Source organism: Nesterenkonia sp. Act20, from assembly GCF_019173455.1.
Taxonomy (GTDB): domain Bacteria; phylum Actinomycetota; class Actinomycetes; order Actinomycetales; family Micrococcaceae; genus Nesterenkonia.
In genome coordinates, this window is the sequence record NZ_JADPQH010000001.1 from 320460 (window position 1) to 344813 (window position 24354).

A 24354-nucleotide genomic window follows, 5' to 3' on the forward strand; every position below is an offset into this window, starting at 1 on the left:
TTGAAGAGGAGCCGTCAGGTGAAGGACCCCCTGGATCTGCTGCATGTCCACCCCGCAGCCGATGCGAACGACGAGCCCGACTCCTCCGTGAACCTCGGCAGCCTGGCGACACCCGAGTCCACGGTCAGTGCCGAGGGGGGTGCGCTGGTGTTGCGCGAAGACCAGGTGCCCGCTCGGAGCCTGAGCATGCTGGTCTCCTGGTCCGGGCACACCGATGCGGGCAGCCTGAGCGAACAGCTCTCCGAGTCGCTGCTCAGCTCGCTTCCGCACCACCTGCTCGCCAGCTTCGACGTGGACGAACTCTTCGACTACCGATCACGACGTCCGCAGATCACGTTCACCGACAATCAGTTCAGCGACTATAAGAGTCCTGCACTGGAGCTCTACGAGGTGCGCGATGCACTGGGCCACCCATTCCTCTTCCTCACCGGAGACGAACCGGACTACCAGTGGGAACGCGTCTCCACCGCGGTGCTGCAGCTCGTGGACCGTCTCGACGTGAAGCTGGTCGTGCTGGTGGACGCCCTGGGGCTGCCCACTCCGCACACCCGTCCCATCGGCGTGACCGCCCACGGCAACCGGCAAGACCTCATCGAGGGGATCTCCACCTGGGGACCGAGTGCCCAGATCGAGGCGGGCCTGAGCCAGTTCCTGGAGCTGCGCATGACCGAGGCGGAGCGCGACGTCGTCGGCTACACCCTGCACGTGCCGCACTATCTCGCCGGCGGAAAGTTCCCCCATGTCGCCGTGGCGGCGATGGAGTACGCAGGCGCAGCGCTGGAGCTCATGCTCCCCACAGAGGAGCTCCGTGAGGCCTCCCGGCTGGTGGAGCACGACATCTCGCGCCAAGTCCGGCAGAACTCCGAGATCGAGGGCATGGTCGAACGCCTGGAGCGCAACTTCGACGAGTATGCGACGCCGCAGCAGCGGTCTCTTCTGGTCAAGGACGACGACGCCGTCCCGGACGCCGAAGAGCTCGGCGCGGCCGTGGAGGCCTACCTGCGTCACCATGACCCGGCCGAGGACGCGGCCGCCGCCGCCGAGGATGAGGCGCCGGACAGTCCTGCGGGCCTCGGCTCCCCCGAGTCATTGGAAGATTCTGGGACACCGGAGGGTTCTGGGACACCGCAGGAACCAGGTGCGGACCCCGCGGATCCGGAGACGGACGAGGATCCCCAGCAGGACCGCTGACCCGCGAGCAGGTTTTCCCCAGCGGCGGCCCCGGCTCCGCAGGCGCCCAGCTCCTCCACAGATCGGGCAGGTTCAAGGTCGCCCCGGTCCCGCTGCCTGCAGTCTTGGTCCATGGACTCAGCGACACCTGCGGCACACCCCTTCGACGGGCCCCATGCTCCGGCCGCCGCGCCGACCGAGCGAGACAGCACCTCACGGCTGGACATCCAGCGACCCGGGGATTCAGCGCGACTCGTGGAGCACACCTTCGGCGGTCTCCCGCGCGACTCGCTCATCGTCATCGGGCTGCTGGACGGCTTCACTGGCGGACATATGCGGATCGACCTCAGCCCCGCCCTGGCCGACCCGTTCGCGTCGGCCCGGATGATCGCTGACTGCCTCGCGGGTCCCGGCGCTGAACCCGCACCCGAGGCGGCGATGGTCATGCTCATCGGCGAGGGGCCCGCGTCGATCGAACAGGATGCCGCGTGGAGCAGCTGCCTCGAGGCCCTGGGGCTGATTCTGGAAGCTGAATACTGTGTGCGCATCGTGCAGTGCTGGTTCCTGGCCGCGGGGCATATCCGCGACCCGGCCTGCACGGAACACAGCTGCTGTGAGCTTCCGGGGCAGCCGGTCGATGAGCTGCTCGGTCCTTCGACTGAGCAGTCTGAGCCCGCAGTGCGCAGGCCCCGCCCCCTGCGTGACGCCGCAGAGCTCTTTCTGCGTCAGGCCCAGGCTCCGGATCCGACCGTGCTGGATCGCGTCCAGCGAAATCGTCGCAGCCCAGAACAGGGGTTGGATCCGGCAGCGGCTCAGCGACTGCTCCACCGTTGGGACGTCGTGCTGGAGGCGCTCACCCGAGGCATCGGGACCGGGGCTGTTGAACACGCTCCAGAGCTGTTGAAGCAGCTGCAGAGCGCCTCCTCCAGGGACCTGCTCATTCCGCTGGCCACAGTCGGGCTGCCAGCCACGCTGATAGGGCTGCAGGCAGAGCACGGCGATGGACGAGCACCGCAGGGCCCGGCCCAGGAGCGGCTGTTGGCCGACTACGCGTCTTCCTTCCTCGGCGAAACTGGTCGACGCCCGGACTGGGAGCGTGTCGACGCTCTGGAGCAGGTTCTCGGTGAGCTGGTGCCCTATGCGGCGGGGTCTGAGCGAGAGAACCTCCTCTGCGTGATGGCATGGATCGAATGGGCCCGCGGCCGGGGCACCGCCGCAGGTTCCTTCATCGACCAATGTCTCGCTGAATTTCCAGACAATCAGTTCAGCCGGCTGATCGATCAGCTCATGCAGCTGAAGGGCGTCTGTCTCTGGGCCCGAGTGAAGAGGCACAGCTGGTCGTGGGCGCAGAACCAAGCTCAATCGCGCAGCTGAGATTTTTTCTCAGATTGGGAATGCGAGCCGAACACGCTATGTTGTCAACTGCTGAGACCCTGCAACCATTGTTGGGATCACGCCGAGTGTGGGGGCTGTTGACAGCTCCCCAGAGGTTGTGACTTCAATAATGGCCTTGACAGGGTCATAGGTGTGTTGACCATCAAGTCCAGCGCATCTGCTTCATATGTCTAAGTCGGAAGGTCACCGTGCCCACTACTGCGTCCAAGTCCACTGAAGAGAACGCGGCCGCTGCCGAAGCGGAGAAGAAGGCGCCTGCCAAGAAGGGCACCGCTGCACGCGGTGCCGGCAGCGCCACGTCCACTGCGGCGAAGAAGAGCACCGCCGGTGCTGCAACGAAGAAGACCGCTGCCGCCAAGACGGCTCCGGCAAAGGCCGCCCCCGCCAAAGGTGGCGCCGCCAAGAAGGCGCCGACTGCCGCGGCGACCAAGCCTCCGGCGAAGAAGACCGGCGGACGAAAGAAGGCCGCAGACCCGGTCGATGAGGTGCTGGCCGAAGTAGACGCCGAGGAGCAGGCGGCACCGACCGCAGCCCTGGAGAAGGCAGTCGCGAAGGCGGTCGCTGACGGGGAGGACCCGGAGGCGATTGCCGAAGATGGCCAGAAGCCCAAAGACAATGACGAGGAAGAGTCCAAAGGCCGCGGATTCGTCATCTCGAATGCGGATGAAGATGATGCCCCCGCGATCCAGGTCGTCTCTGCCGGTGCCACGGCTGATCCGGTCAAGGACTATCTCAAGCAGATCGGTAAAGTCGCGCTGCTCAACGCGGAGCAGGAGGTCGATCTCGCTCTGCGCATCGAGGCCGGTCTCTTTGCAGATCACAAGCTGGCCCGTGAAGACATCAAGGACAAACGGCTGCGCCGTGACCTTGAGCTCGTCGTCGCGGACGGCAAACGGGCCAAGAACCACCTGCTCGAGGCGAACCTCCGCCTGGTGGTCTCGCTGGCCAAGCGCTACACCGGTCGAGGAATGCTCTTCCTCGACCTGATCCAGGAGGGAAACCTCGGCCTGATCCGCGCGGTGGAGAAGTTCGACTACACCAAGGGCTTCAAGTTCTCCACCTACGCCACCTGGTGGATCCGCCAGGCGATCACCCGCGCCATGGCTGATCAGGCACGCACGATCCGCATCCCGGTGCACATGGTCGAGGTCATCAACAAGCTTGCCCGTGTGCAGCGGCAGATGCTTCAAGATCTGGGCCGTGAGCCGACTCCCGAGGAGTTGGCTCAGGAGCTGGACATGACCCCGGAGAAGGTCGTGGAGGTGCAGAAGTACGGTCGCGAGCCGATCTCGCTGCACACCCCGCTCGGTGAGGATGGCGACTCGGAGTTCGGTGATCTGATCGAGGACTCGGAAGCCGTGGTCCCCTCGGATGCGGTGAGCTTCACGCTGCTCCAGGAGCAGCTCCACTCGGTGCTGGACACTCTGGCCGAGCGTGAGGCCGGCGTCGTCGCCATGCGATTCGGACTCACCGACGGGCAGCCCAAGACCTTGGACGAAATCGGCAAGGTCTACGGTGTGACCCGCGAACGTATAAGGCAGATAGAGTCCAAGACCATGTCCAAGCTGCGCCACCCCAGCCGGTCCCAGGTGCTGCGGGACTACCTGGACTGAGCAGCACGTCCAGATGACAGAGGGGGGGCGGCCCGGAGAATCTCCGGGCCGCCCCCCCCTCTGTCTCTGAAGACCCCCGGGCGGCGCTGCGTCACAGCGCCGCCCGGGGTGTGTCTCGACCTACTTGGCGGTCACCAGTCGATCCGACTCGTCGATCCACTCGACGGTCTTCGGCCGCAGCGAATCCTCGACCTGCCGTGCATGGTGGTTGCAGAAGAGCAGAACGCCGGACGGCAGGGCCGCTCGCACATAGGCCTGTGCCCCGCAGCGATCGCAACGGTCAAGGGCAGTCAGGGTTGTCGGCTGATTTTCCAGGGTGCCAGTTGTTCCGGTCATGCTCTTCGCCTCCTCAGGGTGAATACTCCAGAGGTCCGCTGAGCGGGATGTCCCGCTTCAGGATCTCTTGGTGTTCCATAGAACCACGAAGAGCGACGTTTCATTCGCAGGAAGACCCCAGATGCGGCGAGCTTTCGCTGTGCGCGTAGCGGCTGCGGCGCTCCTGCGCCGCCAGGCCTCGGCACGCCACTACGATATGAGAGATTCACCCCCACCACAGGAGGACACTGCGTGGCCAAGCGCTCCGAGTATGACGCCCGGCACCTATCGGTGCTGGAAGGCCTAGAGGCCGTCCGCAAGCGTCCCGGCATGTACATCGGCTCCACGGACTCGCGCGGCCTGATGCACTGCCTCTGGGAGATCATCGACAACTCAGTGGATGAAGCGCTGGCCGGCCACGCCTCCACGATATCGATCACCCTGCACCCGGACGACTCCGTCGAGGTCAGCGACGACGGCCGCGGCATCCCCGTGGACATCGAACCGCGCACGGGGCTCTCCGGACTGGAAGTGGTCTTCACCAAGCTCCACGCCGGAGGAAAGTTCGGCGGGGGCTCGTACAACGCCGTCGGAGGCCTGCACGGTGTGGGCGCCTCGGTGGTCAACGCCCTCTCGGCCCGACTGGACGCCCAGGTCACCCGCGGCGGGAAGATCCACCAGCTCTCGTTCCGCCGGGGCGAGCCCGGTGTCTTTGCTGGCGCGAAACCAGATCCGGAGGCGGAGTTCACGCCTGCCGCGGAGGGTTCCCCGCTGGACGTGGTCGGCAAGGCCAAGCGTGGCGTCACCGGCACCACCATCCGCTACTGGTCGGACCGACAGATCTTCACCTCGGACGCCGGTTTCGACGATACCGAGATCGCCAACCGGGCGCGCCAGACCGCCTTCCTGGTGCCGGGACTGCGCATCACCGTCCGCGATGAGCGTGGTGCCGAGCCGCTGGAGGAGGTCTTCCAGTACGACGGTGGGATCAGCGAGTTTGCTGAACACCTCGCCAGTGATGCCTCGGTGACCGATATCTGGCGGATCCAGGGTCACGGCAAGTTCCACGAACGGATCCCGGTGCTCGCCGCCGACGGCCGGAGCCACATGGAGGACGTGGAGCGCGACTGCGAGGTGGACATCGCCCTGCGCTGGGGCATCGGTTACGAGACCACCGTGCGCAGCTTCGTCAACATCATCGCCACGCCCAAGGGCGGCACCCACCTGACCGGTTTCGAACAGGCCCTGCTGAAGAGCCTGCGCAAGACCGTGGACGCGAACGCGCGTCGGCTCAAGGCCGGCACCGACAAGCTGGAGAAGGACGACGTCCTCGCCGGTCTCACTGCCGTGGTGACCGTGCGGATCGCCGAGCCTCAGTTCGAGGGCCAGACCAAGGAGATTCTTGGCACGCCGGCCGCCCGCCAGATCGTCTCCCGGGTGGTCAGCAAGGAGCTGGAATCGCGGCTCGCCTCCACGAAGCGCGGAGACAAGCAGCAGGCCTCTGCCGTGCTGGAGAAGGTCGTCGCCGAGATGAAGTCCCGCATCTCGGCCAGGATGCACAAGGAGACCCAGCGCCGGAAGAACGCGCTGGAGACCTCCTCGATGCCGGCGAAGCTCGTCGAGTGCCGCTCCAAGGGTGTCGCGGAGACCGAGCTGTTCATCGTCGAGGGCGACTCCGCTCTGGGCACCGCGAAGCTGGCGCGATCCTCAGACTTCCAGGCGCTGCTGCCCATCCGCGGCAAGATCCTCAATGTCCAGAAGGCCTCCGTGGCGGACATGCTCTCGAACACCGAATGCGCGGCGCTGCTGCAGGTCATCGGCGCGGGCTCGGGACGCAGCTTCGATATCGAGGCTGCACGCTACGGCAAGGTGGTGCTGATGACCGATGCCGATGTCGATGGTGCCCACATCCGCACGCTGCTCCTGACCCTCTTCTTCCGCTACATGCGACCCATGATCGAGGCCGGGCGGGTCTTCGCCGCAGTCCCGCCGCTGCATCGGGTGGAGGTCATCCATCCCGGCCGCCGCGCGAACGAGGTCAAGTACACCTACTCCGAGGCGGAGCTGAACCGTCTGCTGGCGGAGCTGGAAGAGCAGAAGCTGAACTACAAGGAGCCGATCCAGCGCTATAAAGGGCTGGGGGAGATGGACGCCGATCAGCTCTCCGAGACCACGATGGACCCGGAGCATCGGGCGCTGCGTCGTATCAGGGTCCAGGACGCCGAAGCCGCAGAACGGGTCTTCGACCTGCTCATGGGTTCCGTGGTCGCACCTCGAAAGGACTTCATCATTGAAGGGTCGCAGGCCTTGGATCGCGAGCGGATCGACGCCTGAGGCTGCGCCGGCTTCGGCTCTCTGTCCCAGGAGGACCCTCCGACGCGTATAGTTCTACCGCGTGTAGAAATAATTCGTGCAATAGGCTGGTTGGCCCTGATGACCACCTCCGCGACCGGTACACTGAACGACGACGACGAGTGCACCTTGACCCCAATGTGAGCTGAGACGTGACCCAACAGACTTCTGTCGCCCCGACCGGCGATGCCGCCTCCGCAGCCGACGGCGCGGTGGTCGAGCAGCCTCGATGGCGACGCAAGGTGGCTGCCTACTGGTCGCTGACCAAACCGCGCGTCATCGAGCTGCTTCTGGTCACCACCCTGCCCACGATGTTCTTCGCCGAGCAGGGCGTTCCGAGCTTCTGGCTGGCCCTGGCCACATTGGTGGGCGGTGCGATGGCTGCCGGATCGGCGGGAGCATTCAACTGCTATATCGACCGCGATATGGACAAGTTGATGAACCGCACCAAGAAGCGCCCACTGGTGACCGGGGAGCTGAGTCCTCGCGAGGCACTCATCTTCGCTTCAGCGCTGGGCCTGGCTGCGATCGCGGTGCTGTGGTTCGGCACCAACCCGCTGGCCGCAGGTCTCGGCGCCGCCGCGATCTTCTTCTACGTGGTCGTCTACACCATGATTCTGAAGCGACGGACCGAGCAGAACATCATCTGGGGCGGCATCGCTGGATGCTTCCCGGTGGTGATCGCCTGGGCCGCTGTCAGGGAGACGTTGGAATGGCCCGCAGTGGTGCTGTTCGTGGTCATCTTCCTGTGGACGCCCCCGCACTACTGGCCACTGTCGATGAAGTACCGCACGGACTACCAGACCGCCCATGTGCCCATGCTGGGCGCCATCGCGACCGCGCAGACAGTCTCGGTGCAGGTGGTGCTCTACGCGTGGGCCACCGTGATGTGCTCGTTGCTGCTGATCCCCATGGGCTGGGCCGGCATCACCTACTCCGCCTTCGCCCTGGTGGCCGGCGCCTGGTTCATCTTCGAGGCCCACGCCCTGCATCGTCAGGCAGGAGACGGCAGCCTCACCGACAAGAAGGCCATGAAGGTCTTCCACCTGTCGATCCTCTATCTCACCCTGCTGTTCATCGGACTGTGGGTGGACCCCTTCATCGGCTCGCCGCTGATGGGTTGAGCCTTCGCCCGCCAGGCGCCGATGGCCTCGGGATGGACGATCCCAGCAGGCTCCTCATGGTCAAGGACCAGCAACGGCCGCGTGGAGTCCAGCGTAGAGTTCAGCAGAAGCTCCCGGATCGAGGTGCTCCGCTGAATGGGCTGATCGCCGGAGCGAATGACCCCCGCGCAGCGTCTCCTCGACCAGCCGTCAGGGTCCTGCTCCTGCAGCCGAGAGAGATCCGCGCGGGTGATCAGACCGATCGCACGGTAGGAGAGATTCAGCACGACGGCGGTCTCGGAGTGTTCCAGCACCCGGGCCGCATCCGCCAGTGAGCGGGTCCCCAAGATGGTGGCGCCCAGCGGGGCCATGATCTCGTCCATCTCGAACATGTCCACTCTCCTCGATGGGTAGTGGCGTGCCGCCTTCGCAGCGGCTCCGCCCGGTGATCTGAGGTCCTTGCGAAGTGAGGCTGCGACGCCGCGTGGTTCGCCCTGCAGTGGTCGTGTCATAGCTGCTCCTGAGAGTGATGATCCGAGCCCACTGCTGAACTCCATCGTCAGTCTAGCCAGTGCTTCTCCGCGGGAGAAGTGGTGAGGCCTCACTCTTCGAGCGCAGTGCGCGGACCTGATCGTCGAGTAAACTTGGACCGGACGAAGCGGTCTCCATGACCGCGGCCCTAGCGGATCGGAGTCGCGATGAGCACAGAGCCGAAGCTGAGCGAGGCTGCTCTGAACACCGATACCGTCGATGATGCTGTCTTGGATGCCATCAACACCGAAGCTGCAGAACTCAACGTCTCAGCCGACCTGCAGGTGCTCATTCAGGGTGACAGTGACATCTCGAGTTTCCTCCGCGGTCTGGCCGAAGCCACCGCGGAGCGATTCAGCGGGACTCAGCCGGTGCTCTGCGGCATCATCCTCGATCGATCCAAGCGCAATGTGGTGGTGGCCGCGAGCAGCCCAGAGGCGGAACGGCTGGACGAGGTCCAGGCCGGCTTCGACGAGGGACCCTGCCTGGAGGCTCAGCGCACGAACACGGTGATCAGCGTGGCAGACGTGCGCTCGGAGCAGCGGTGGCCGGGATATATGGCAGCGGTGCGGAAGTTCGGCATGCGCAGCGTCCTCGCCATGCCGCTCACACTGCAGTCAGAGGCCCACGCAGCCATGAACCTCTACACGAGCACACCAGAGGCCTTCGGACCGGCGGAGATCGCGGCTGCCCGCCGCTACGCGGACCTCGCGTCCAAGGTCGGCGTCATCGCCCTGCGTCTGGCCGCGTACTCCGAGAACGTGGAGCACCTTCAGGCGGCGATGCAGTCGCGCACCGCGATTGACATCGCTGTAGGGGTCGTCATGGCGCAGAACCGCTGCAGCCAGGACGAGGCCTTCGGGATTCTTCGCCAGGCCTCCAGCCACCGCAATGTGAAGCTGCGGGTGCTCGCTGAGGAACTGGTGTCCTCTGTGGGACGTGCGACCCCCACCACGAGTTTCGACACCTAGACCGTGCTCAGTCGCCGCTCAGGTCCACCCAGTGATGCCCCGCCGGCTCCGGGACGACTGCTCCTGAGCTGAGTCTTGCCACGTGCCTGTGCAGCTCGGCGATCTGCGACGTGCTGTCCCGCACCGCAAGCAGCAGCTGTGCTGCGGAGCCGTCCAGACTGTAGTCGGTGCCCATCACGTCCACGCCGAATGCTCGGAGTTCATTCTCCCACCGTCCCGACTCGACGATGGGGGAGGCAACCTCGAAGCGCCGCATCCTCACCCGTGTGATGAGGTCGCCCTGATCAGCACTTCTGTGAAGTGCGTCGAGTACAGAGTCAGAATAGGCGCTCACCAGCCCGCCGGCGCCGAGCAGGGTGCCCCCGAACCAGCGGGTCACCACGGCAAGGATGTCACTGAGGTCAGCTGCCCCGCTGGGCATGTCGGACTTCAGCAGTGCTGCCAGCATCGGGGCGCCCGCGGTGCCGGAGGGTTCGCCGTCGTCCTGTCCGCGATGGATCGAGCGTTCGGGGCCCATGACCCACGCGCTGCAGTGGTGCCTGGCCGTGGGATTGGCCTGGCGCAGCCCGGACAGCACGCGCTGCGCCTCCTCGGGCGTCTCGACGCGGCGGAGCACCGTCTCGAATCGGGAGCGCCTCCGCACGATCTCTTGATGGACCTGCGCGCCGCGTCTCAGGACGGTGTAGGACTCAGCGTGCTCGGGCATAGCGGGAAGTCTACGATGCCGCACCGCTCTCCACCCCAGCAATGAGTGCGGCGCGCTCGGGTGCCGAAGCAGGAAGCAGCCGAAGGGCCAGCCTGATCGCCTCCTGGTCCTCCGATGCCTCAGGCAGCTGGAGGTACCGCCAAAGTTCCTCGGTGGTTCCGTCGGAGAGGATGCTCTCGCGCAGCTGGGTGGAGAGCTCGCGGCGCACGCGGAGGACCCCGGGAGCCTCACTTCCGGGCAGCAGCTCTCCCGAGTAGATCTCCAGCGCGTGCTGCCGATCGCCCGCGGTGAGCGCAGCCTTGACCTCCTGGGCATCCAGCTGCAGCGGCGGGCTGAGCCGATAGGGACGCGAGAGCAGCTCGAACGGGCCCGGACCTCGACTCAGCAGCAGCCGACGCAGCCTCACGAGCTCGGCCCGCACGGCGACCTCATGAGCAGGTTCGCCATAGAGCAGCTCTGCCAGCTCCTCCGCTGAGAGCCCGTGTCCTGTGCGTTGCTGTCCGTGCCAACTGAGCAGGAACAGGATCTCGGCGTGGCGCAGGCCCAACCGCTGCTCCGAGCCGGAGGTGCTCAGCGTCGCAGCGCGTCGGCCCAAGGTGTCCAAGCGGGTGGGGGAGCGCTCCATCGGAAGCAGTCGGAGTTGTGCCTCTGCCGCAGAGATCGCCGCCCAGAGCAACGGCAGCGAGTGCACCGCCACGGCGTGGTCGCCTCCGGTCAGATCGACCACCCCGAGGAGCTCACCGGTGCCGGGGTGGTGCACGGGGGCCGCCGAGCAGGAGAAGCGGTGGGCGGTGTAGGCGAAGTGCTGTTCGCGATGCACCTGTGCGCCGCGCCCGGTGGCAAGTGCGAGTCCGGGCGCTGAGGTACCGATCGCCCGCTCGGACCAGTTGGCTCCAGGCTGGAAGCCGGAGAGCTCCCCCTGACGCAGCGTCTCCCGGGCCCCATCGACCCAGAGCAGAGTGCCTCTTGCATCCCCGATCGCTACGATCAGGCCGGCTTCGGTGGCCGGCTGCACCAGCAGTCGACGCAGCACCGGCAGCACGAGGCTCAATGGGTGAGCCCGGCGGTGGCTTGCCAGCTCTGCGCCGTCGAGTTCGATCGGCGGCAGCGCACGGATCGGGTCATCCACCTTCTGCGCCGACCGGCGCCAAGACTCCCGCAGTGCAGGGGGCAGGCTGGACCAGGTGTTCGGCTCCGTAGGGAGAGCCTGCATCGCAGCTCCTGATGATCGTGGATTGTGGTAAGGATCACAGTCTAATCCTGCAACCTTCATGCAACCTCCCTGGGTCTACGCTGACCATCAGGTGACCCACATCACATTCTCATGCGGGTCCCGCGAGCAGTGTCGAGAGGAAGGGAAGACTCATGAGCATCTATGCACAGCCCGGGACCGAGGGTGGTCTGCTGAGCTACAAACCGCGCTACGAGAACTACATCGGGGGTGAGTGGGTCCCACCGGTGAAGGGTGAGTACTTCGAGAATCCATCGCCGGTCACGGGGAAGACCTTCACCGAAGTGCCGCGCTCCACAGCAGAGGACATCGAGCTTGCGCTAGACGCAGCCCACCGCGCAGCTCCTGCCTGGGGAAAGACCTCGGTGGCCGAGCGTGCGGTGGTGCTGAACAAGATCGCGGATCGGATCGAATCCAACCTCGAGATGCTTGCGGTGGCCGAGACCTGGGAGAACGGCAAGCCCGTGCGGGAGACTCTCGCTGCAGACCTTCCGCTTGCAGTGGACCATTTCCGCTACTTCGCCGGGGCCATCAGAGCGCAGGAGGGTGGCATCAGCGAGATCGACGGCGACACGGTGGCGTATCACTTCCATGAGCCCCTCGGCGTGGTCGGCCAGATCATTCCGTGGAACTTCCCCATCCTGATGGCGACCTGGAAGCTTGCCCCGGCCATCTCGGCGGGCAACGCCGTCGTCCTCAAGCCTGCGGAACAGACCCCGGCGTCGATCCTCGTGCTCATGGAGCTGATCGGTGACCTGCTGCCGGCGGGTGTGCTGAACGTGGTCAACGGCTTCGGCGCTGAGGCCGGCGCTCCTCTGGCCTCGAGCCCCAGGATCCGCAAGATCGCGTTCACGGGGGAGACCACCACCGGCCGCCTGATCATGCAGTACGCCTCGCAGAACCTGATTCCGATGACGCTGGAGCTCGGTGGCAAGAGCCCGAACCTCTTCTTCGCCGACGTCGCACGCGAAGACGACGCCTTCTACGACAAGGCGCTGGAGGGGTTCACCATGTTCGCGCTGAACCAGGGAGAGGTCTGCACCTGTCCCTCCAGGGCGCTGATCCAGTCCAGCATCTACGAGCAGTTCCTGGGAGACGCCGTCGAGCGCACCAAGCTGGTCAAGCAGGGGAACCCTCTGGACACCGAGACGCAGGTCGGCGCCCAGGCCAGCAATGATCAGCTGGAGAAGATCCTCAGCTACATCGACATCGGTCAGCAGGAGGGTGCGGAGGTCCTCACCGGCGGCAGTCGCGCCGATCTGGGCGGGGACCTCGCGGAGGGCTACTATGTGGAGCCCACGATCTTCAAGGGTTCGAACTCCATGCGGATCTTCCAGGAGGAGATCTTCGGCCCCGTGGTCTCGGTGACCGAATTCAAGGACTACGCCGAAGGCATCCAGATCGCCAACGACACCCTCTACGGACTCGGCGCGGGTGTCTGGTCCCGGGAGGCCAACATCGCCTACCGGGCCGGGCGGGACATCCAGGCCGGGCGCGTCTGGACCAACTGCTATCACCAATATCCGGCCCACGCAGCCTTCGGCGGCTACAAGAACTCCGGGATCGGTCGGGAGAATCACCTGATGATGCTCTCGCACTACCAGCAGACCAAGAACATGCTGGTCAGCTACAGCGAAGACAAGCTGGGCTTCTTCTAGGAGGGACCATGAGTGTTGCACGCATCGCCGTCACCGACGCCGCGGCTGAGCTGCTGCGGAAGCTGCGGGAGAGCCACGGCAAGCCACTGATGTTTCACCAGTCTGGAGGGTGTTGCGACGGGTCGGCGCCGATGTGCTTCACTCAAGGCACGTTCCTCACCGGCCCAGCAGATGTGCTGCTGGGCCGGCTGGAGCCTGGGACCCCAGAACCCGTCCCGGTCTGGATCTCACAGGCCCAGTTCCAGTACTGGTCCCATACGCATATCACCATCGATGTGACCCCGGGACGAGGGGCAGGCTTCAGCATCGAGGGTCCAACCGGGATGCGCTTCATCATTCGGTCCAGGATATTCACGGACGAAGAGTCCCAGGACCTGGAGCCGGTCTCTGCAGGCTAGCGGTCCGCGCGGTCGGCTCAGATCACGCCTTGGGCGATCATGGCGTCGGCCACGCGGGTGAAACCGGCGATGTTCGCTCCCGAGGCGTAGTCGCCGGGGACTCCGAACTCCTCTGCGGTCTGGGCGCACCGCGTGTGGATCCCCTCCATGATCTCCGCCAGCCGGTCCTCTGTGTACTCGAACCCCCAGGAATCCCGGATCGCGTTCTGCTGCATCTCCAGGGCCGAGGTCGCCACACCGCCGGCGTTGGCGGCCTTGCCGGGGCCGAAGAGCACCTCGGCCTCACGGAGCCGGTCGATCGCGGCGGGGGTGGTGGGCATATTGGCTCCTTCCACCACCGCTGTGACGCCTGCCTTGATCAGCGTCCCCGCGTCTGACTCGGCGAGCTCGTTCTGCGTGGCACAGGGAATCGCCACGTCGATCGGGTGCTTCTCGGCGATGGCCCACACGGGGAGGCCTTCGATGAACTCCGCGCTGCCGCGCTTCTCGGCGTAGTCACTGATGCGCCCGCGCTGGACCTGCTTGACCTCGCGCAGCAGGTCCAGGTCGATGCCCTGTGGATCGTGGACAGCGCCGGAGGAGTCCGAGGCCCCCACGACGAGCCCTCCGAGGGCGTGGACCTTCTCGATCGCGTAGAACGCGACATTTCCCGAACCCGACACCAGGACCCGCGTGCCGTCCAGGCAACGACCGGTGGCGGCCAGCATGTGCTCCGTGAAGAACGCGACCCCGTACCCCGTGGCCTCGGTGCGCACCAGAGATCCACCCCAGCTGATGCCCTTTCCAGTGATCACTCCCGCCTCATAGCGGTTGGCGATGCGCTTGTACTGACCGAACAGATAGCCGATCTCACGCCGCCCCACGCCCATGTCTCCGGCAGGGACATCGACCTTGGAGCCGATATGCCGGTAGGCCTCGGTCATGAAGGACTGGCAGAAGCGCATGATCTCGCCGTCGCTGCGGCCCTTGGGATCGAAGTCGCTTCCGCCTTTTCCTCCTCCGATCGGCAGTCCGGTCAGTGCATTCTTGAAGATCTGCTCAAAGCCGAGAAACTTCACCGTCCCCAGCATGACCTGGGGATCGAAGCGCAGCCCGCCCTTATACGGCCCCAGTGCGGAGTTGAACTGCACGCGGAAACCTCGATTGATGCGCACCCGGCCGCCGTCGTCGGTCCAGGGGACCCGGAAGATGATCTGGCGCTCTGGTTCACAGATGCGCTCGAGGATCGACTCCTCCACATACTCTGGGTACTTGTTCAGCACCCGATGCAGAGATTCGAAGACCTCGCTGACTGCCTGATGGAATTCGACCTCGCCTGGGTTGCGGGCTACGACCTGGTTGTATACGGCTTCTATGCGTTCAGTGCTGGGACTCATGCTTTTCACCCTAGTTCACCCATCTCGGCGGATCACACGGGCTCTCGCCCCGGACTCCCGCGCTAGGTCAGCCCTGCGTCGCGCCGGGTTCGCCTGCTGGCATGCACGGAGTATCGCGGCAGCCAACGCAGCAGACCCGCGCTGGCCAGCGGGCCCATGGCCGCCGCCACCCACACGCCGCCGGCAAGTGTGCCGAGCGCCGCGCCGGCTGCCAGTGTGAGCGGACCAGCTGCGATGCCCAGGTCCTGAAGCAGCCTCCAGGCGCCGAGGAACTGCGGCCGGTCCTCGGGCGGGGCGATGTCCGAGGCGATGGTCATCATCACGCCCGAGCCCAGGCCATTGCTGATGCCCAACAGCACCGCCACCAGAGCGAGGCCGGTCGCCGAGGCGCTGAGCGGCACCAGGGCCATCGCCAGGCCGAGACCGACCATGGAGGGGACCCCGATCCAGAGACGGCCGAGCTGGTCCATGATCTTGCCCGCAGGATAGAACAGCAGCATGTCGATACCACCGGCGAGCCCGTAGATCAGCGAGATCGTGGTCGGATCCAGTCCGATGTGCTCTCCCCACAGCGGGATGACCTGCTGCCGGGCGCCGCGGACGGCTCCGACCAGCATTGAAGCGGTGCCCAGGGTGAGCAGCAGCTCCCGGTGTGCGGTGATGACGGCGCTGAATCCCTTGCGCGCCTGGCCTGGCGCGCGGACCGGCCGGGTATCCATCTCCGGGGCCAGCACGACGGTGACTCCCGCCGCGAGAGCGGTGAGCAGGGCCAGGAGGAACACTGCGCGCAGGTCGCCGAGAGCGATCACGCCCGCCCCGAGGAAGGGACCGATGAACTGTCCGATCCGGTGCACGCCGCCGAGGGTGGAGAGGACCCTGGCGCGCTGGTGGACCGGTGTGACCTGCGTCAGGTAGGAGTGCCGGGCCAGCTGGAACACCGCATTGGCCGCCCCGACCAGCAGAATGGCGATTCCCAGCGTGAGCAGCGAGGGCGCGAGGCCCGCTGCCAGGAACCCGAGTGCGGCCGCGCAGGAGGCGAGCAGCATGGCGCGCCGATCGCCCACTCGCGCCGCCAGTGCTCCTGCCGGCAGATCCGCGAGGATCTGTCCCACCGGAAGCATGGCGGCGATGATCCCTGCCACAGCCAGGGTGGCGCCACGCTGAACCGCGAAAGGCGCCAGCACCGGAATCATGGCCCCCACGCCGATGCTGAAGATGAACGCGGGGAGCAGAGCCCCCAGAAGGATCTGTCGTCGCGTGGAGCCGCCAGTGGTCATCGCTGCAGTCTAACCAGCTCGGGGGCGAGCCCGAATGGAGCAGGCCGCCCTGTGTGGACGGGATCTGCACCCGGTGACGATGTCATAGGCTGGACGCATGAGTTCACCGGCCGAGCGCTATGCAGAGTCACGTCGACGAGCAGCAGAGGCCAAGTCTCAGCTCGGCGTCTTCCGCGCGTCCCAGGCATTCGACCTGGATGACTTCCAGCTTCAGGCGTGCCGCCATCTCGAGGCGGGTCGAGCCGTGCTCGTCGCGGCTCCCACCGGGGCAGGCAAGACCATCGTGGGTGAGTTCGCGGTCCACCTGGGCCTCGCCCACGGCACCAAGACCTTCTACACCACGCCGATCAAGGCGCTGTCGAACCAGAAATATCAGGAGCTGGTGGAGGACCACGGCTCTGAGCGTGTGGGGCTGCTGACCGGTGACACATCCATCAACTCCGAGGCGCAGATCGTGGTGATGACCACCGAGGTGCTGCGCAACATGCTCTACCAGGACTCTGCCACCCTCCGTGATCTCGGGTACGTGGTGATGGATGAGGTGCACTATCTGGCGGATCGATTCCGCGGCGCCGTTTGGGAGGAGGTCATCATCCATCTTCCCGAACATGTGCAGGTGGCGGCCCTCTCGGCGACCGTCTCCAACGCCGAGGAGTTCGGTGCGTGGTTGGACACGGTGCGTGGGGAGACCTCGGTGGTCGTCTCCGAGCACCGCCCCGTTCCGCTGACCCAGCACATGCTGGTGGACCATCAGCTCCATGATCTCTTCATCTCGGAGGACGACGGCGCCCCCGGCACTCTGGTCAACCCCGAGCTTCAGCGGCTGGCCCATCACTCCCAGGCACCGATGTCTCGGCGCAGCGGCGGAAACCGCTCCCGGGGCAATGGTCGTGGCCGCGGACCCCACCGGGGTCCGAACCGGGGGCCGAACCGAGGGCCGGGCCGCGGAGCCGGAGACCGCTCCCGTGATGGAGACCCGCGTCGCCAGACGAGCAGCAGCCCGGCCGGCAAGCGTGGGGGAGGGGAGGTCTCGGGCATCTCCGGTTCGGCCGCGGGCCGCCCCCGGCTGAACCGTCCCAAGATGATCCGCGCGCTGGACCGCGAGGGTCTGCTGCCATGCATCGGGTTCATCTTCTCCCGCGTGGGATGTGAGGCGGCGGTCGAACAGTGCCTCAATGCCGGGATCGTGCTGACCACGCGTGAAGAAGCTGCCGAGATCACCTCCCGGGTGGAGCAGATGGGCTGGGAGCTGCCGGCCGAGGATCTCTCGGTCCTCGGGTTTGACAGCTTTCGCGAAGCCCTGATCAACGGCGTAGCCGCCCACCATGCCGGCATGCTTCCTCCGTTCAAGGAACTCGTCGAGGACATGTACGCCGAGGGCCTGCTCAAGGTCGTCTTCGCCACCGAGACGCTCGCCCTGGGAATCAACATGCCGGCGCGCACCGTGGTGCTGGAGAAGCTGGACAAATTCAACGGCGAGTCCCATGTGGACATCACCCCGGGGGAGTACACCCAGCTGACCGGTCGCGCCGGTCGGCGCGGAATCGATGTGGAGGGCCACGCCGTCGTCGTCTGGCAGCCGGGCATGGACCCGCGCCAGGTCGCAGGATTGGCGTCGAAGCGGACCTACCCGCTGAATTCGAGCTTCAAGCCCTCCTACAACATGGCGGTGAACCTGACCGCCCAGTTCGGCCGACGTCGAGCCCGTACGATCCTCGAGTCCTCCTTCGCCCAGTTCCAGGCCGACCGGTCCGTGGTCGGCATCGCCCGGGACGTGGCCAAGCGCGAGTCCTCCCTCGCCGGATACGAGGAGGCGATGACGTGTCACCTCGGCGATTTCCGGGAGTATGCCGCGCTGCGCCGTCGCCTCAACGAGGCGGAGAAGGACCAGGCCAAGTCGCGTCACCGGCAGCGGCGACGAGAGATCATCCGAGTATTGGCCGCGCTGCAGCCCGGGGACATCATCGAGGTGGCCGGCAAGCGTGGCTTCGGGGAGTCCCTCGTGGTGCACAGCGCCCCCGAACATGACCCCAGACCTGGAGTCATCACCACCGATGGCAAGTTCCGCAATGTCACGGCGGAGGACTTCGGACAGCCCCCCGAGGTCATCTCCAGCATCCGGCTCCCGCGCAAACCGCAGGTGAAGGTTCCGAAGATTCGTCGTGATCTTGCCGCCTCAATGAGAGCTGCGCTGCATGAACGGGTTCCGGCCCGCAGCAGCGCCCCGAGTGCCGGTTTCGGCTTCGTCGAGGAGGAGCCCGACTCTGAGTCGCTCGAAGACCTGCTGGCGCAGCTGAGGCGCCACCCCTGCCACGGGTGCAGCGAGCGGGAGGATCATGCGCGCTGGGCCGAGCGCGGATGGAAGCTCCAGCGAGAGATAGATCAGTTGAAGGTCAAGATCGATCGGCGCACCGGCTCCATCGCGAAGATCTTTGACCGCGTCTGCGGGGTCCTGCATGAGCTCGGTCATATGGAAGTGGTGGACCCCGAACTCATGCCACAAGTCGGCCCACCCGAGCTGCTCCAGGACGCCAGCGCAGCGCCGGGTCCGCAGAGCGCCGGATCCTCCGACGACGAATGGTACGCGGCAGAATTCGCGGTGACCGACCGGGGGCAGCAGCTGCGACGGATCTACGGGGAGCGCGACCTCTTCACCGGACTGCTCATGGAGCGTGGCGTGCTCTCAGCCCTCTCCGCCCAGGAGCTTGCAGCGTTCGCCACCGTTCTGGTCTATCAGGCCAAGCGTGAGGACGAGGGTTCGATGCCCGTCATGCCCACCAAACGTCTCGGGCAGGCCGCCCAGACCGGCCTTGAGGTTCATGCTGAACTTGAGACCCTGGAGAAGCGCCACCATCTCGAGCCCACCGCTGCTCCGGAACTCGGACTGGTCCTGCCCATGTACGCCTGGGCCGGCGGTCAGAGTCTGCGCAATGCGCTGAACGATTCACCGCTGGCCGCCGGGGACTTCGTGCGGTGGACCAAGCAGTGCATCGACACCTTGGATCAGCTCGCAAAGATCCCGCATACCCCGGCGAAGCTCGCCGCCCGCTGCCACGAAGCAGTGGAGCTCATCGGCCGGGGAGTGGTGGCATACTCCTCCGTGGCCTATCAGAACCTGGAGGAGCCCACAGATGACTGACAATGGTGCCGCACGCCGCGCGCGCGTGCTGACCAACGGCACGATCCATTCGCCTACCGAGCCCTATGCGGACGCCATGCTCGTCGAAGATGGGTTGATCGCCTGGGTCGGTTCCGCGGAGACGGCGGAGACCTTCGATGCCTCCACTCTGGAGGTGGAGGACCTTGACCGGGCCCTGGTCGCGCCGGCCTTCGTCGGTTGGGCGGATGTCGCCGGGGGCGGCTCGTCCGGGCCGGACAGCGCGGGAGTCCAGGGACTCGCCGCTGCCGCGGTGCAGGCACTCGACGCTGCGGCGGCCCAGGGCTGTGGGGCCGTCCGGCTCAACGTGGAGCTCAGCGCCACAGGCCTGAGTGAGCCGTCTGCGTCAGAGACGCTGGAGGCGGTCTTCTCCGCTGCGGCAGCGCACGCGGTGCGCGCCTACCCGGTGGTCACACTCACCGGGCTGAGTCTGCTCGACACCGGCGATCGGATGGAAGCCCTGGAGAGGGCCGTCTCCATGCTGGGGCCGGTGGATCTGCTGCTGGACCGGCCCGCGGCCGTCCAGCTCCTCGTCGGTGAGGTCGTGGATCAGCTCCTGGAGGTCCGGTTGGTCGCAGCCCAGGCCAAGCGTCAGCTTCTCCTGCGCGTGGCCGACGAAGGTGAGAGCGCTACGAGCAACCAGGCCCCAGCTCCTGCTGAGCTGGTGGCGGCGCTGGTGGACTCCACCTCGGCGATGCGCGCCCAGCGTCGAAGCACTCCGGGCGGACTGCCCACCGTCCTCGTGGGCTTCGACTCCGCAGAGCGTCAGGACTGGGAGGCGCTGCTCAACACCGGGGTGCAGGTGCTGATCCGCGGCCGTGGCCACCTGGCCACGGCGCTGAGCGTAGGGGTGCCGGTCAGTGCGGTCGGTTCGCCGGACGAGAACCCATGGGCGGTGGTGACGCGTCACGTCCACCATGAGCAGGATCCCGTCTCGGTGCGGGCTGGCTTCAACGCCCAGACCCGCGGGGCGTACAGGTCCCTGCCGGAGGCCAGCGGCACTGCCGCCACCGCCGCCCAGCTGGACCCCGGGGCCCGGGCGACCTACGGAGTCTGGGAAGTGGATTCCCTGGCCGTGCAGACGCCTGACTCCCGGACCGCGGCATGGAGCACCGATGTGCGCGCGCGCACGCCTCTGCTGCCATACCTCGATGGCGAGACGCTGCCTGCGCTCCGCGCAACGGTGATCGATGGTGACCAGGTGCACCCGCGCACCAGCTGAAGGCTCCGCCGCACCTCCCATAGACTGGAACGGACCGGTCCCATCTACCTCGAAAAGGACTTGAGGCCCACGTGAAGATCCTGACGATCATCCCCACCTACAACGAGATCGACGCACTGCCCGGCACGGTGCAGCGGCTTCGCGCTGCGGTGCCGGAGTCGGATGTGCTCATCGTCGACGACAACAGCCCCGATGGAACCGGTGATTTCGCAGACGAGCTGAGCCGGCAGGATGACCAGATCAACGTTTTGCACCGCACCTCCAAGAACGGACTGGGCGGGGCCTATATCGCGGGGTTCGGCTGGGGGCTCGAGGCGGGGTACGACGTGCTCGTCGAGCTCGATGCGGATGGGTCTCATCAGCCCGAGCAGCTGCCGAGCCTGCTGGCAAAGATCGATGAGGCCGACCTCGTGATCGGTTCGCGCTGGGTCCCCGGCGGGTCCGTGGTGAACTGGCCGCTGCATCGCGTAGCCATCTCGCGTGCAGGCAGCCTCTACTCGCGCACCCTGCTGGGCCTGAAGGTCCGCGACATCACAGCAGGGTTCCGAGTCTTCCGACGCTCAGTGCTCGAGGAGATCGATCTCACCAGCATCGAATCGGTCGGCTATGGCTTCCAGGTGGACATGACCTTTCGCGTGGCCAGCATGGGCAAGACCATCACCGAGGTGCCGATCACGTTCGTCGAGCGCACTCAGGGAGTCTCCAAGATGAGCTCAGACATCATCGCCGAGGCCATGGTCAATGTGACCCGATGGGGGCTCGCCGCGCGGGCCAGGACCTTGAAGTCCCGGCTGAGCGGCAGCTGAGTCGGCACTGACGCAGACAGCGACGGCGTCCACCCGCACGTTCGGGGTGGACGCCGTCGCTGTCTGTACCTCTGGACGTCGGTGGGTCAGGCGGCCTCGCCGCGGCGCTCCCGGAGCAGCTTGAGCCGATCCTCCAGAATCACTTCAAGGTCCTCAGTGGAACGCCGTTCCAGCAGCATGTCCCAGTGAGTTCGTACGGCCTTCTCCGGCTCGGCATCGGGACGGTCCACATCGACGCGCAGACCTTCCTTACCCGTGGGGGAGACCCAGGTGGCGGGCACCTCTGCCTCGGCGGAGAACATCACCCGCATGATCTCACCGTCTTCGGTGCGGTACTCGATCTCCTGGCGGGGTGCCGGCTCGACACCCTGCTCGGTTTCCATGGACTGTGCGCCGAGGCGCATGCCACGCAGGCTGCGATCGCTCATCGATATTCCTCCAGTGTGATGGGCAGACTCATTCTCGGTGTACAACTCTAGAGCACGGCCGAGTTATTCCCCTAGCGGGGAAGAAGCCGTTCGGCACGGCGGCTGAACGCCTCGCCGGGAGAGCGTGCTCGGCTCAGCGCTGCTCTTCACCCATCGGTTCGGGCTCCGGCTGCGTGAACGTCGGCTGCGATTCGATGTCTGAACCCGTCTGGGCGGGGGAAGCGGTGCGCTGCTCTGCCACGGCAGCGTTGCCCACCTGCGCCTTTTTGGCCTCGTCTTCGATCTCCTCACGACTGGTGTAGTGCGGGTTCTCGTCGGTCACGGAGGTGCTCCGGGCCGATTCCGCGAGGTCAGCGATGGCCGATGAGATGGCAGGCTTGCCTCGGTTCTGCTTGGCGTCCTGCTCCTTCTCCAGGCGGCGCTGCTTCAGCCGCTCGGTGCGGGCCGCACGTTCGGCTTCGCGGTCTTCCAGGCTCACGCCCGGCTGGGTCGACTCAGGTCCGCCGAAAGCGCCGGCGAGGTTCTTCAGTGCGTCGCCGAACTCGCCGGGAATCATCCACATGGTGTTGGACTCCGACTTGGCGATCTCGGGAAGGATCTGCAGGTACTGGTAGGAGAGCAGCTCCGGTCCTGGCTCAGAATCGTGAACGGCGTTGAACACGGTCTCGATGGCCTGCGCCTCGGCGTTGGCGCCCAGGATTCGAGCCTGCGCATCACCTTCGGCCGCCAGGATCGAGGCCTGTCGCTCACCTTCGGCGGTGAGGATCGCTGCCTGCTTGGTGCCCTCGGCCGTGAGGATGGCGGCGCGGCGTTCCCGCTCCGCGCGCATCTGCTTCTCCATGGAGTCCTGGATGGAGTGTGGCGGCTCGATGGCCTTGAGCTCCACTCGGGCGACGCGGATGCCCCAGCGACCGGTCACCTTGTCCAGCTCGCCGCGGAGCTGGCCATTGATCCGGTCACGTGAGGTCAGCGCCTCTTCCAGGTTCAATCCGCCCACCACGTTGCGCAGCGTGGTGGTGGTCAGCTGCTCCACCGCGATGATGTAGTTCTGGATCTCATAGGTCGCGGCTTTGGGGTCGGTGATCTGGAAGTACACCACAGTGTCAATGGAGACCACGAGGTTGTCCTCGGTGATCACGGGCTGGGGCGGAAAGGACACGACCTGCTCACGCATGTCGAGCATCGGCAGCAGCCGGTCGATGAAGGGGACGAGCAGGGTCAGACCCGGTCCCTGGGTGCGCTGGTACTTGCCGAGGCGCTCGATCAGGCCGGCGCGAGCCTGGGGAATGATGCGCACGCTCCGGGCGATGATGATCACCACGAGCGCCACCAGGACCACGAGAACTATCAGTGCGGTGAATTCCATTGCGTTCCGATCTATACGTGTGGGCACCTGAGGATCTCTCAGGCCCCTTCCGGTCGGGGACTGTCAGGCCCCAGAGTGTCGGGCCGGTTCTCATCCCATTCGATCTCCCGCGTTGCTCGCAGGTACAGCGTTGCCCCGTCCACGGACTCGACGACGGCGGACATGCCAGGTTCAATTCTGGAGTCGCCCGAGGTGCGGGCAGTCCAGGTGTCTCCGTCGACTTCGGCGAGGCCGGAGTCTGCGGTGATGGCCTCCAGCGGACGAGCTTCCATCCCAGCCATCCGATCGATGTTGGTGAGCTGGTCCTCTGGGCCCTTCTTCAAGTGTTTGAGCGCCACCGGACGAACCGCGCCGAGCATCAGCAGCGCCGTCGCGCAGCCCACGATCACCTGGAGCCAGGGTTCACCACCGGCGAGTGCGACGGTGGTGGCGGCACCTGCGCCGACCGCGAGCATGAGGAACAGCAGATCAAGCGTGATGGCTTCGAGCAGCAGCAGTCCCAGGGCAAGTGCGAGCCACGGCGCCCAGAGGTTATCGCCGAACCACTCGATCATCTCAGCTCCTCGTCAGCCCTTGATTCCCTGACATCAGCCTATCCGCGCCAGAGGCTCACGTCGAGATCGACGGTGATGTGTGACACTCCACCGCTTTCGGCATGTGCGCGCAGCTCCGCATGCTCTCGATGATGTCCCGCCGGCCCCATGAAGACCAGGTCAGCGACCAGGTCCGTCTCCACGGGGATCGCCGAGACGACGCGCTGGGTTGACTCCGGGAGACCGAACCCCGGCGCCATCTGGGACAGAAGCTGATCCAGCTTCTCGCCCTGCATGCCCAACAGTCCGGTCTCGCGCAGCTCGGCGAGGTGGCCCTGCCGGGGCGTGACGACCACCGCCGTCCCGCCCGGCCGGAGAACCCGCGCATACTCGCTGACGTTTCGCGGTGCGAAGACGTCGATCAGCAGGTCCACACTGTCCTCGAGGAGGGGGAGGGGTTCCCAGAGGTCCCAGGCAAGCGCGAGGGCCCGCGGGTGGCGGGCCGCTCGTTTGAGGCCAGCCGTAGAAAGGTCCAGTGCGATGCCGCGGCTGTCCGGGTGGGCGTCGAGCAGCTGGTGGAGATAGTGCCCGGTGCCGGCGCCGCAGTCCAGGATCAAGGGGGCCGATTCCGGCAGCTCGACATGGGTCAGCAGGGCGCTGAGTGCGGCGAACACGCCAGCGGACTGCACGCGTTCTCGGGCCATGATCATCTGTGCGGTGTCCGGGGTGAAGCGGGTCCCACGTCC

At 66.1% G+C, this 24354-nt stretch carries 21 protein-coding genes; 11 read left to right on the forward strand and 10 right to left on the reverse strand.

The genetic code is table 11. The annotated features are described in order from the left end of the window. Positions 1 to 18 precede the first annotated feature (18 nt). The 3 genes from IY716_RS01440 to IY716_RS01450 all read left to right on the forward strand — a co-directional run bounded on the left by IY716_RS01440 (position 19) and on the right by IY716_RS01450 (position 4178). A complete protein-coding gene (locus tag IY716_RS01440) occupies positions 19 to 1191 on the forward strand; it encodes a PAC2 family protein (protein ID WP_369699550.1) in 1173 nt (390 codons plus the stop codon). Positions 1192 to 1302: 111 nt separating this feature from the next. Further along, a complete protein-coding gene (locus IY716_RS01445; protein WP_218219876.1) occupies positions 1303 to 2544 on the forward strand; it encodes a DUF4192 family protein in 1242 nt (413 codons plus the stop codon). A gap of 176 nt (positions 2545 to 2720) precedes the next feature. Beyond that, complete coding sequence (locus tag IY716_RS01450; protein ID WP_369699663.1) at positions 2721 to 4178, forward strand: RNA polymerase sigma factor; 1458 nt, start codon at positions 2721 to 2723, stop codon at positions 4176 to 4178. A gap of 120 nt (positions 4179 to 4298) precedes the next feature. On the opposite strand, the gene IY716_RS01455 is transcribed toward IY716_RS01450, so the two are convergent. After that, positions 4299 to 4514, reverse strand: coding sequence for a hypothetical protein (locus tag IY716_RS01455; protein WP_218219878.1), 216 nt, complete (start codon positions 4512 to 4514; stop codon positions 4299 to 4301). A 231-nt stretch (positions 4515 to 4745) separates the two neighbouring features. Between IY716_RS01455 and IY716_RS01460 the strand changes: the two genes are divergently transcribed. Together IY716_RS01460 and IY716_RS01465 are read left to right on the forward strand one after the other, a co-directional pair. Next, on the forward strand, positions 4746 to 6827 hold the full coding sequence (locus tag IY716_RS01460; RefSeq protein WP_218219879.1) for a DNA topoisomerase IV subunit B: 2082 nt from the start codon (positions 4746 to 4748) through the stop codon (positions 6825 to 6827). A gap of 230 nt (positions 6828 to 7057) precedes the next feature. After that, a complete protein-coding gene (locus tag IY716_RS01465) occupies positions 7058 to 7969 on the forward strand; it encodes a heme o synthase (RefSeq protein ID WP_218221340.1) in 912 nt (303 codons plus the stop codon). Here the strand turns inward: IY716_RS01465 and IY716_RS01470 are convergent. Then, complete coding sequence (locus tag IY716_RS01470; protein ID WP_218219880.1) at positions 7903 to 8460, reverse strand: hypothetical protein; 558 nt, start codon at positions 8458 to 8460, stop codon at positions 7903 to 7905. The two genes, IY716_RS01465 and IY716_RS01470, sit on opposite strands and share 67 nt — an antisense overlap. Before the next feature lie 186 nt (positions 8461 to 8646). Between IY716_RS01470 and IY716_RS01475 the strand changes: the two genes are divergently transcribed. After that, positions 8647 to 9450 carry a GAF and ANTAR domain-containing protein gene (locus IY716_RS01475; protein ID WP_218219881.1) on the forward strand — a complete coding sequence of 268 codons (804 nt, stop codon included), beginning with the start codon at positions 8647 to 8649 and terminating at the stop codon, positions 9448 to 9450. Positions 9451 to 9457: 7 nt separating this feature from the next. On the opposite strand, the gene IY716_RS01480 is transcribed toward IY716_RS01475, so the two are convergent. Then, entirely contained in the window at positions 9458 to 10156 is a 699-nt protein-coding gene (locus IY716_RS01480; RefSeq protein WP_218219882.1) for a YigZ family protein, read from the reverse strand. 10 nt (positions 10157 to 10166) lie between these two features. After that, the gene (locus IY716_RS01485; RefSeq protein ID WP_218219883.1) at positions 10167 to 11369 is read right to left on the reverse strand and encodes a transcriptional regulator; all 1203 of its coding nucleotides are present in this window, start codon (positions 11367 to 11369) and stop codon (positions 10167 to 10169) included. Between the two features lie 152 nt (positions 11370 to 11521). Between IY716_RS01485 and adh the strand changes: the two genes are divergently transcribed. Together adh and IY716_RS01495 are read left to right on the forward strand one after the other, a co-directional pair. Continuing rightward, the gene (gene adh / locus IY716_RS01490; protein WP_218219884.1) at positions 11522 to 13045 is read left to right on the forward strand and encodes an aldehyde dehydrogenase; all 1524 of its coding nucleotides are present in this window, start codon (positions 11522 to 11524) and stop codon (positions 13043 to 13045) included. 8 nt (positions 13046 to 13053) lie between these two features. Beyond that, positions 13054 to 13443: a DUF779 domain-containing protein gene (locus tag IY716_RS01495; protein WP_218219885.1), complete on the forward strand. Its 390-nt coding sequence runs from the start codon at positions 13054 to 13056 to the stop codon at positions 13441 to 13443. A 17-nt stretch (positions 13444 to 13460) separates the two neighbouring features. Here IY716_RS01495 and gdhA read toward each other — a convergent pair whose 3' ends face one another. Beyond that, entirely contained in the window at positions 13461 to 14819 is a 1359-nt protein-coding gene (gene gdhA / locus IY716_RS01500) for an NADP-specific glutamate dehydrogenase (RefSeq protein WP_218219886.1), read from the reverse strand. Between the two features lie 62 nt (positions 14820 to 14881). Next, positions 14882 to 16096 (reverse strand): MFS transporter, encoded by a 1215-nt coding sequence (locus IY716_RS01505; RefSeq protein ID WP_218219887.1) that lies wholly within the window; start codon positions 16094 to 16096, stop codon positions 14882 to 14884. A gap of 97 nt (positions 16097 to 16193) precedes the next feature. Here IY716_RS01505 and IY716_RS01510 point away from each other — a divergent pair, with 97 nt between their 5' ends. The 3 genes from IY716_RS01510 to IY716_RS01520 all read left to right on the forward strand — a co-directional run bounded on the left by IY716_RS01510 (position 16194) and on the right by IY716_RS01520 (position 21281). Continuing rightward, positions 16194 to 19235: an RNA helicase gene (locus IY716_RS01510; RefSeq protein WP_218219888.1), complete on the forward strand. Its 3042-nt coding sequence runs from the start codon at positions 16194 to 16196 to the stop codon at positions 19233 to 19235. Beyond that, positions 19228 to 20475 carry a hypothetical protein gene (locus IY716_RS01515; protein ID WP_218219889.1) on the forward strand — a complete coding sequence of 416 codons (1248 nt, stop codon included), beginning with the start codon at positions 19228 to 19230 and terminating at the stop codon, positions 20473 to 20475. Before IY716_RS01510 ends, IY716_RS01515 begins: the two co-directional genes overlap by 8 nt. A 71-nt stretch (positions 20476 to 20546) precedes the next feature. Continuing rightward, entirely contained in the window at positions 20547 to 21281 is a 735-nt protein-coding gene (locus IY716_RS01520; RefSeq protein ID WP_218219890.1) for a polyprenol monophosphomannose synthase, read from the forward strand. 86 nt (positions 21282 to 21367) lie between these two features. Here the strand turns inward: IY716_RS01520 and IY716_RS01525 are convergent, their stop codons facing one another. The 4 genes from IY716_RS01525 to IY716_RS01540 all read right to left on the reverse strand — a co-directional run bounded on the left by IY716_RS01525 (position 21368) and on the right by IY716_RS01540 (position 24318). Next, a complete protein-coding gene (locus tag IY716_RS01525) occupies positions 21368 to 21709 on the reverse strand; it encodes an RNA polymerase-binding protein RbpA (RefSeq protein WP_218219891.1) in 342 nt (113 codons plus the stop codon). Positions 21710 to 21842: 133 nt separating this feature from the next. Then, positions 21843 to 23075, reverse strand: a complete 1233-nt coding sequence (locus tag IY716_RS01530; protein WP_218219892.1) for an SPFH domain-containing protein — start codon at positions 23073 to 23075, stop codon at positions 21843 to 21845. A 38-nt stretch (positions 23076 to 23113) separates the two neighbouring features. Further along, positions 23114 to 23629 carry an NfeD family protein gene (locus IY716_RS01535; protein WP_218219893.1) on the reverse strand — a complete coding sequence of 172 codons (516 nt, stop codon included), beginning with the start codon at positions 23627 to 23629 and terminating at the stop codon, positions 23114 to 23116. 38 nt (positions 23630 to 23667) lie between these two features. Then, positions 23668 to 24318, reverse strand: coding sequence for a methyltransferase domain-containing protein (locus IY716_RS01540; protein WP_218219894.1), 651 nt, complete (start codon positions 24316 to 24318; stop codon positions 23668 to 23670). Positions 24319 to 24354 lie beyond the last annotated feature (36 nt).